Origin of the sequence: Pseudomonas sp. NDM (genome assembly GCF_003105095.1) — a bacterium.
Classification (GTDB): Bacteria; Pseudomonadota; Gammaproteobacteria; order Pseudomonadales; family Pseudomonadaceae; genus Aquipseudomonas; species Aquipseudomonas moraviensis_A.
In genome coordinates this window covers 1-7,983 of the sequence record NZ_QETJ01000196.1, presented here as the reverse complement: position 1 = coordinate 7,983, position 7,983 = coordinate 1, and the positions used below count along the sequence as shown (strand labels likewise).

The window sequence follows — 7,983 nt, the reverse complement described above, 5'->3', positions numbered from 1 at the left end:
GCGATGGCGGAGTGTCAGGCAACCTTTTGTCGACTGATACTCCGCCATCGCGAGCAGGCTCACTCCTACAGTTTGACCGCGCTTGGCTTAAGCGGGTTTGGCTTCGGCGAGGGCCTCTTGCGCCAGTTCCTTCTCGGCCTCTTTCAGGTCCTCTTCGCTGATCATCTCGGCGATATCGCGCAAGCGCTCGACCACGCGGGCATTGATGCTGCCTTCGGGGAATTCGCCATCGGCATTCGGCTCACCGGCCGGCTCGCCAACCAGCAGGCTCAACGCCTCATCGGCCTGCCGCACTGCGTAGACATGGAACTGCCCGGCGCGTACGGCGGCGAGGACTTTCTCGTCGAGCATCAGCGTGGCGACGTTGGCCTGAGGAATGATCGCGCCCTGCTCGCCAGTCAGGCCGCGCGCTTCGCAGAGGCGGAAGAAGCCTTCGATCTTCTCGTTGACCCCGCCGACCGCCTGCACCTCACCGAACTGGTTGATCGAACCGGTGATGGCGAAGCACTGTTTGAGCGGCGTTTTCGACAGCGCCGAAATCAGCGTGCACGCCTCGCCCAGCGACGCACTGTCGCCATCGACGTAGCCGTAGGACTGCTCGAGGGCGATGCTCGCCGAGATCGCCAGCGGGAATTCCTGCGCGTAACGGCTGCCCAGATAGCCGGTGAGAATCATCACGCCCTTGGAGTGGATCGGCTGGCCGAGGTTGACCTCACGCTCGATGTCGACGATACCGCTGCCGCCCGGGTATACCGTGGCGGAGATCCGCGCCGGCACACCGAACGCCGAGTCGCCGACTTCCAGCACCGTCAGCCCGTTGCACTTGCCGACCGCCGCGCCATCGGTGTCGATGAGGATGATCCCGGCGAGCATGTCGTCGAGGATCCGCGCCGAGACGCGCCCGGTGCGGGTGGCCTTGGCTTTCAAAGCTCGCTCGATGTGCCCGGCATCGGTCATCTCATCGCCGGCCAGATGGCGGATGAAATCGGCCTCGCTGACCAGTTGGAACAGATCGCCGATACGCGCCGACAAGCGTCCCTGATGCTCGGCCAGCCGTGCGCTGTAGGTCGCCAGCCGCGCCACCGCATCGGCGGTCAACGGCGCCATGCCTTCTTCCGAAGTGCGGGTTTTCAGCAGTTGGGCGAACTGCTCGAGGCTTTCGTCGACCATCGGGATGTCTTCGTCGAAGTCGACCAGAACGCGGAACATCTCCTGGAAGTCCGGATCGAGGTCCTGCAGCGTGTAATACAACTGCCGCGCACCGATGATGATGACTTTGACCTGCAACGGAATGTGCTGCGGATTGAGGGTCACGGTGGCGAAGCGGCCCATCTCGCCCAGCGGCGATTCCATTTTCAGTTTGCGCGATTGCAGGGCGCGTTTCAGCGCATCCCAGACGAACGGCTCGCTGAGCATTTTTTCTGCTTCGAGAATCAGGAAACCGCCATTGGCGCGATGCAGCGCGCCCGGGCGCAACTGTCGATAGGTTGTATAGAGCGCACCTTGATCGGTGGTGTACTCGATGCGACCGAACAGGTTTTCATAGGTCGGATGCGGCTCGAACACCACCGGAGCACCGCCGCTGGCCGGATGCCCGACCACCAGGCTGGGTGCGTATTGCTCTTCCAGCAACTTGCGCGCGACGGCGTCGGTCTTGCTGTCATCGACCAGTTGCTCGACCACGGTTTTCAGCAGGTAGACCTGCATGGCCTGCAGGTAACCGCAGACCGCAGCGTTTTCCGCGTACTTCTCCGACAGCGGCGCCAGCAACGGCTGCAACGCCAGGGTGATGGTTTCTTCGTTGAGCTGACGCAGTTGATTGTTCGACTCGCGCTTCCACTGCGGCAGGCTGGCGAGTTCTTCGTTCAGGCGCTCTTCGAGGCCGGAAATGTCGTCGTGGAAACGCTCGCGCTCGGCTTCCGGCAACTGCGCGAATTCAGCTTCGTCCAGGGCCTTGCCGTCGAGCATCGGCGTGAAAGCGATGTTGCTGCTGTCGCGGTACAGGGCGACGTCTTTTTCCAGGGCCAGGCGCTCGATGATGTCCAGCGCCTTGTCGTAGCGCTGGTTGAAAGCGCGGTCGATGGCGCTTTTTTTCTGCTGATACGAAGGGTGTTCGAAGACGGCCGGGAAAGTCGCCAGCAGGTTGTCGATCAAGCCGTTGATGTCGCCGATGAACGAGCCCGCCGTGCCCGATGGCAGCTCCAGTGCGCGCGGTTCGCGCGGCTCATCGAAGTTGTTGACGTAGACCCAGTCTGCCGGGGTCTGCAGGCGCTTGCCCTCCGCTTTCAGGTAGCGTTTGACGAACGAGAAGCGGCCGGTGCCCGGCTCGCCCATGACGAATACGTTGTAACCGGGGCGTGGCATCGCCACACCGAACTGCAAGGCTTCGACCGCGCGTTCCTGGCCGAGCACACCGCGAAAGGGCTCCAGATCATTGGTGGTAGTGAAGCTGAACTGTTCAGCGGAAAACGGACGAGTCAGCGCTTCGGGCGCAAGACGCAGGCTGGCAGCAACAGGATCAGGCATCGGGCTTCCTTAACAATCAGGCGGGGCAGGTAGCGGCATTCTGGCGCTGCCCGTGCCCCACTGGCAAGGCGCGCCACATGACAAAGCATAGACAAGCGCGCGGCGGGTCGGCGCGTCCCGATAAATCAGAGGTTTATTCCAAATATTTTGCAAAAAGTCACGGAACCGCTGGAACGTGCCTAAACTCCAAACTGCGCGGCTGGAACTAATACCGGCCCACTGACACTTTCGGCGCTGTCCTCGGGCAGAGTACGAAAGGCCAGAACCCTGTCCATTGGTATGCACATAAAGAGAACAAAGCTATGAAACGGATTCTTCTCGGTACTCTCTTCACCGCTGTATCCATCAACGCAATGGCGCAAGCCCCGGGCGGCCCGGATTGCGGTTGGGGCAACATGCTGTTCGAAGGTCAGCGTGGCACCCCGGCGCACTTCCTTGCTTCCACCACCAACGGCACTTCCGGTAACGCCACGTTCGGTATGACTTCCGGCACCAACGGTTGCTCGACCAACGCGTCGCTGACCTACGGCGGCAAATCCTGGTTCGCCATGAATGGCATGATGAACGAACTGTCCGAAGACATGGCCAAAGGCAACGGCGAAGCGCTGACCACCTATGCCGTGGTACTGGGCGTAGCACCGGAAGACCGCGCGCATTTCGCGCAAGTGACCCACGAGCACTTCCAGCAGATCTTCAGCAAAGCTGACGTGACCGCTGAAGACGTGCATACCAACACCCTGGCGGTACTGAAATCGGACCCACGTCTGGCCAAGTACGCAACTCAGGCTTAAGCTCGACCCCGCCCGCTTCCTTCGGGGAGCGGGTTTTGTTTTTTCGGCCCGTCCCTCTTTGGGTCTTTATTTCTTTCCTGTTCAAGTTGCCGACTATGCTCAAACGCCTTGCCTGGCTGGCGCTCTGTGTCTGCGCCCCGCTGTCCGCCGCGCCTCACATCGATCCTCAACGTTTGCAGCAACTGGCCAACGACCGCTTCTGGATTTCCCTCGGTCATTACGAAACCGCCAAGCTCGGCGGCTGGCGCAGCTATGTCAGCGACAAGAAATTCTTTCTCGCCCCCGATGGCAACGAACATCCGGACCGCGAACTGGCCGCCACCGTGCAGGCGCTGTACGCCCCGGCCAGCCTCGGCGAGCAACACGCCCAATGCGTTTACCCGGCGCGTACACGCTGGCTGAAAGCACAGCTCAATCTCGCCGACCTGCCCGCGCCGGAATGCGCTGAATACAGAAAATGGTTCAAGGACGTCTCGCCGCATAGTGCGGTGATGATTTTCCCGGCGGCGTATCTCAACAGCCCTTCGTCGATGTTCGGCCACACCTTGCTGCGGATTGACCAGGCGGACGTGCAGGCCGACAAGACCTCGCTGCTCAGCTACGCGATCAACTTCGGCGCCTACATCGAGGGCTCGGACAACAGCATTCTGTATGCCTGGAAAGGCTTGATGGGCGGCTACCCGGGGCTGTTTGCGCTGGTGCCGTATCAGGAAAAGCTCTCTGAATACCGCAGCCTGGAAAACCGCGACCTGTGGGAATACCGGCTCAACCTGACCCAGGAAGAAACCGCACGCATGGTCGAGCATGTGTGGGAGCTCAAGCAGATCCAGTTCGACTATTTCTTCTTCGACGAAAACTGCTCGTATCGCCTGCTTGAGCTGCTGCAAGTGGCGCGGCCGAGCCTGCGCCTGACCGAACAATTCCCGCTGACCGCAATCCCGACCGACACCGTCAAAGCGGTGAAAGAGGCCGGGCTGGTCGAACACATCGAATATCGCCCGTCCCGCGAACGTGAACTGCTCAGCCGCGCCGAGCCGTTGAGCGATGAAGAACAGCAATGGGTACTGAAAGTCAGCGCCGATCAAAACGTCCTGCAAGAGTCAACGTTCAAAGCCCTGCCCCGCGCGCGTCAGGCGTTGATCGTCGATGCCGCCTATCGTCTGGAGCGCTACCGCGCCAACGGCCAGGAACGCGACCCGCAGAGAGCGCAGCGCAGCTTCGAACTGCTGCGCGCGATCAACAAGAACCCGGCGCCGGAGCTGGAAATTCCGCAACCCGGTCTGCCCGAAGATGGCCACGAGTCCCGCACCTGGCAGGCCGGCCTCGGTACGCGCGGTGATCGCGCCTTTGGCGAATATGGCCTGCGCATGGCCTATCACGACCTCAACGACAACGCCGAAAGCTTTCCCCTCGGCGCACAGATCGAGATCCTGCAACTGAAGCTGCGTCAGTACGAAGGCAATGACTGGCAGTTGCAGCAACTGGATCTGGCGACCATTCGTTCGCTGACACCGCGCAACGAGCTGCTGCAACCGCTGTCCTGGCAGGTCACCGGCGGCCTCGAGCGCGTGCCGGGCAAGCATGATGACGAAACACTGGTCAGCCACGTCAACGGTGGCGGCGGCGGTACGTGGCAGTTGGGCGAAGACGTACTCGGCTTTGCCCTTGGCACGGTACGCGTGGAACACAACAACGACTTCGCCGAGTTTGTTTCCCCGGCCGGTGGCTTCAATACCGGCGTGCTGTGGAAAAACCCGCTGGGCAACCTGAGCCTGGAGGCCAAGGGCGATTATTTCTTCAACGGCGAAGTGCGCCGCAGCCTGAGCCTGAACCAGCAATGGGAGCTGTCGCGCAACCTCGGTTTGCGCTTGAGCGCGCAGCGCGAGTTCAGCCACCTCGCCACACCCGAAACCGAAGTCATGCTCGAAGTGAAGTGGTATCACTACTGATCCCGGACATGCCCCTGTAGGAGTGAGCCTGCTCGCGATAGCGGTATTCCAGTCGCTATATCATCGACTGATAGATTGCTATCGCGAGCAGGCTCACTCCTACAGGGGATCTGTGCTGTTCAACGAATTACTCACACGCCTTTCACCGACACCTGACCAATCCCCTTCTAGACTTCCCGTATCAGCCGAAAACCGGCGCGGGAGAGTGCGATGTGGCGGTGCGTGGGGTTGTTGGGCGTTGTCCTGGCGCTGGGCGGTTGCCAGACCACCCATGAAGACTTGATCGCCAAGGGTTATCCACCGGCCTTCGCCGACGGCTTCGATGACGGTTGCGTCAGTGGCCGGCAAGCGGCGGGTTCGATCAGTGGCGAGTTTCGCAAGAACGTGCCGCGCTATCTCAAGGACCAGCAATACGCCGAAGGCTGGGTCGATGGCTTTCGCCAATGCCAGGCGATGCTGGAAAACAAGGATCGCGAGCAATACCGCAACGAGCATTGGGATGAGCGCGAACGCGCCTGGCAGCAGCAGAAGGATCAGGACGCCGGGCGGGCTTATCGCTCGCAATAGGTCGCTTGCAGACATCCGTTGAAACCAAATGCCGGCAACCATGGCCCAAATCCTTTAACAGGAGGACTTCATGAGTCGCGCATTCGTCAACGAAGACAACGCCGCCGCGCAGGCCGATCAGCCGGTCGAACGCCAGGTCAGCACGCAGCCCAACTACGTCACGCCGCAGGGCCTGGCGCAGTTGCAGGCGAAGGTCGCCGAACTGCAAAGCCTGCATGCCGAGCAAACGGCCAAGGGCGAGCAGGCCGACAAGCAGCGACTGGCGGATCTGCAACGGGATCTACGGTATTTCACTCAACGCCTGAGCAGCGCCCAAGTGGCTGTCGCCGCGACTTCCACCGACAAGGTGCAGATCGGCAGTTGGGTGACTTTTGCTGACGAGCACGACACAGAACACCGCGTGCAATTGGTCGGTGAGGATCAGGCCGACGCCAGTCAGGGCCTGATCAACTGGGCCTCACCACTGGGCCGGGCGTTGCTCGGCGCCCGGCTCAACGATGAAGTGCTGTGGCAGCGGCCTGCCGGCGATCAACTGATCGAAGTGATCCGCATCGAACCGGCTTAAACCACGCCTTGCGCCAGCATCGCATCGGCGACTTTGACGAAACCGGCGATGTTCGCGCCCTTGACGTAATTGACCTGACCGTTGTCTTCACCGTAATGCACGCAGGCGTGGTGGATCGATTGCATGATCGCGTGCAGCTTGCTGTCCACCTCTCCCGCTGTCCACAGCAGGCGCATGGCGTTCTGCGACATCTCCAGACCGCTCACGGCCACGCCGCCGGCGTTGGACGCCTTGCCCGGCGCAAAGAGAATGCCCGCCTCGATAAAGATATCCACAGCCTCCAGCGTGGTCGGCATGTTCGCGCCTTCGGCAACGCACACGCAGCCGTTGCCCAGCAGCGTGCGCGCGGCTTCGGCATCGAGTTCGTTCTGCGTCGCGCAAGGCAGTGCGATGTCACAGGGCAGCGACCATGGATGCTGTCCGGCGCGGAACTCCAGGCCATGAGCGCTCGCCAATTCGCGGATGCGCCCGCGTTTGACGTTTTTCAGTTCCAGCAGCGCCAGCCACTGTTCTTCGCTCAAACCGGCTTCGCAATACAGCGTGCCTTCGGAGTCGGACAGGGAGATCACCTTGCCGCCGAGGTCCATGACCTTGCGCGCCGCGTATTGCGCGACGTTACCGGAACCGGAAATCGCCACACGCTTGCCTTCCACGGTCTGCCCGCGGCGCTTGAGCATTTCTTCAGCGAAGTACACGCAGCCGAATCCGGTGGCTTCCGGGCGAATCAGGCTGCCGCCGTAGGTCATGCCTTTACCGGTGAGCACGCTGGTGAACTGGTTGCTCAGGCGCTTGTACTGGCCAAAGAGGAAACCGATTTCCCGCGCCCCGACGCCGATATCGCCGGCCGGCACGTCAACGTCGGCGCCGATGTGGCGGTACAGCTCGCTCATGAACGCCTGGCAGAAGCGCATGACTTCGGCATCGCTCTTGCCCTTCGGATCGAAATCCGAGCCGCCCTTGCCGCCGCCCATGGGCAGCGACGTCAGGGAGTTCTTGAAGGTCTGTTCGAAGGCGAGGAATTTCAGCACGCCAAGGTTCACTGACGGATGAAAACGCAAGCCGCCCTTGTACGGGCCAATGGCGCTGTTCATCTGGATACGGAAGCCGCGATTGACCTGCACCTTGCCCTGATCATCGACCCACGACACACGGAACACCACGGCGCGTTCCGGCTCGCAGATGCGCTCGAGAATCCCCGAGGTCAGGTAATGCGGATTGGCTTCGAGAAACGGCCACAGACTGCGCAGGACTTCTTCGACAGCCTGGTGAAATTCGGGCTGGTCCGGGTCACGTTTTTTCAGGCGCGCGAGGAAGGATTCGACGGATTCGATCATGGGAAAAGTCTCGGCAAATTTATTGTCGTTGGAGGAGATTGGGCCGGACTGTAACAAACGAGTTGCGCACAGGAACAGAGCAAAATGTCGCAGTTATGAAATTAAATGGTGCACAGGATATAAATCAGGCGGTTTTTTGAGCTGATTTTGCACCTGAGTGGGGAGTCTGGATTCAAGCAATGCACCACCAGTTATACAGCTATCGCGAGCAGGCTCACTCCTACAGGGGAACGCATTTCAAATGTAGGAGT

At 60.9% G+C, this 7,983-nt stretch carries 6 protein-coding genes; 4 read left to right on the top strand and 2 right to left on the bottom strand.

The window, feature by feature from the left end; translation table 11 throughout:
• Positions 1 to 87: 87 nt before the first annotated feature.
• The gene (locus DCO47_RS24075) at positions 88 to 2,526 is read right to left on the bottom strand and encodes a Lon protease family protein (protein ID WP_042610508.1); all 2,439 of its coding nucleotides are present in this window, start codon (positions 2,524 to 2,526) and stop codon (positions 88 to 90) included.
• A 302-nt stretch (positions 2,527 to 2,828) separates the two neighbouring features.
• Between DCO47_RS24075 and DCO47_RS24070 the strand changes: the two genes are divergently transcribed.
• The 4 genes from DCO47_RS24070 (at position 2,829) to DCO47_RS24055 (ending at position 6,398) form a co-directional block, all read left to right on the top strand.
• Positions 2,829 to 3,317, top strand: coding sequence for a DUF3015 domain-containing protein (locus tag DCO47_RS24070; protein WP_016773112.1), 489 nt, complete (start codon positions 2,829 to 2,831; stop codon positions 3,315 to 3,317).
• A gap of 95 nt (positions 3,318 to 3,412) precedes the next feature.
• The gene (locus tag DCO47_RS24065) at positions 3,413 to 5,266 is read left to right on the top strand and encodes a DUF4105 domain-containing protein (RefSeq protein WP_116659073.1); all 1,854 of its coding nucleotides are present in this window, start codon (positions 3,413 to 3,415) and stop codon (positions 5,264 to 5,266) included.
• A 210-nt stretch (positions 5,267 to 5,476) separates the two neighbouring features.
• On the top strand, positions 5,477 to 5,833 hold the full coding sequence (locus DCO47_RS24060) for a hypothetical protein (RefSeq protein ID WP_116659072.1): 357 nt from the start codon (positions 5,477 to 5,479) through the stop codon (positions 5,831 to 5,833).
• A 70-nt stretch (positions 5,834 to 5,903) separates the two neighbouring features.
• The gene (locus DCO47_RS24055; RefSeq protein WP_042610511.1) at positions 5,904 to 6,398 is read left to right on the top strand and encodes a GreA/GreB family elongation factor; all 495 of its coding nucleotides are present in this window, start codon (positions 5,904 to 5,906) and stop codon (positions 6,396 to 6,398) included.
• Here the strand turns inward: DCO47_RS24055 and gdhA are convergent.
• Positions 6,395 to 7,732, bottom strand: a complete 1,338-nt coding sequence (gene gdhA / locus DCO47_RS24050) for an NADP-specific glutamate dehydrogenase (protein WP_116659071.1) — start codon at positions 7,730 to 7,732, stop codon at positions 6,395 to 6,397. The two genes, DCO47_RS24055 and gdhA, sit on opposite strands and share 4 nt — an antisense overlap.
• Between the last annotated feature and the right edge of the window lie 251 nt (positions 7,733 to 7,983).

Coding starts and splice junctions, on each gene's coding strand:
- DCO47_RS24075 (WP_042610508.1), bottom strand. CDS start 2,526: ATGCCTGATCCTGTTGCTGCCAGCCTGCGTCTTGCGCCCGAAGCGCTG.
- DCO47_RS24070 (WP_016773112.1), top strand. CDS start 2,829: ATGAAACGGATTCTTCTCGGTACTCTCTTCACCGCTGTATCCATCAAC.
- DCO47_RS24065 (WP_116659073.1), top strand. CDS start 3,413: ATGCTCAAACGCCTTGCCTGGCTGGCGCTCTGTGTCTGCGCCCCGCTG.
- DCO47_RS24060 (WP_116659072.1), top strand. CDS start 5,477: ATGTGGCGGTGCGTGGGGTTGTTGGGCGTTGTCCTGGCGCTGGGCGGT.
- DCO47_RS24055 (WP_042610511.1), top strand. CDS start 5,904: ATGAGTCGCGCATTCGTCAACGAAGACAACGCCGCCGCGCAGGCCGAT.
- gdhA (WP_116659071.1), bottom strand. CDS start 7,732: ATGATCGAATCCGTCGAATCCTTCCTCGCGCGCCTGAAAAAACGTGAC.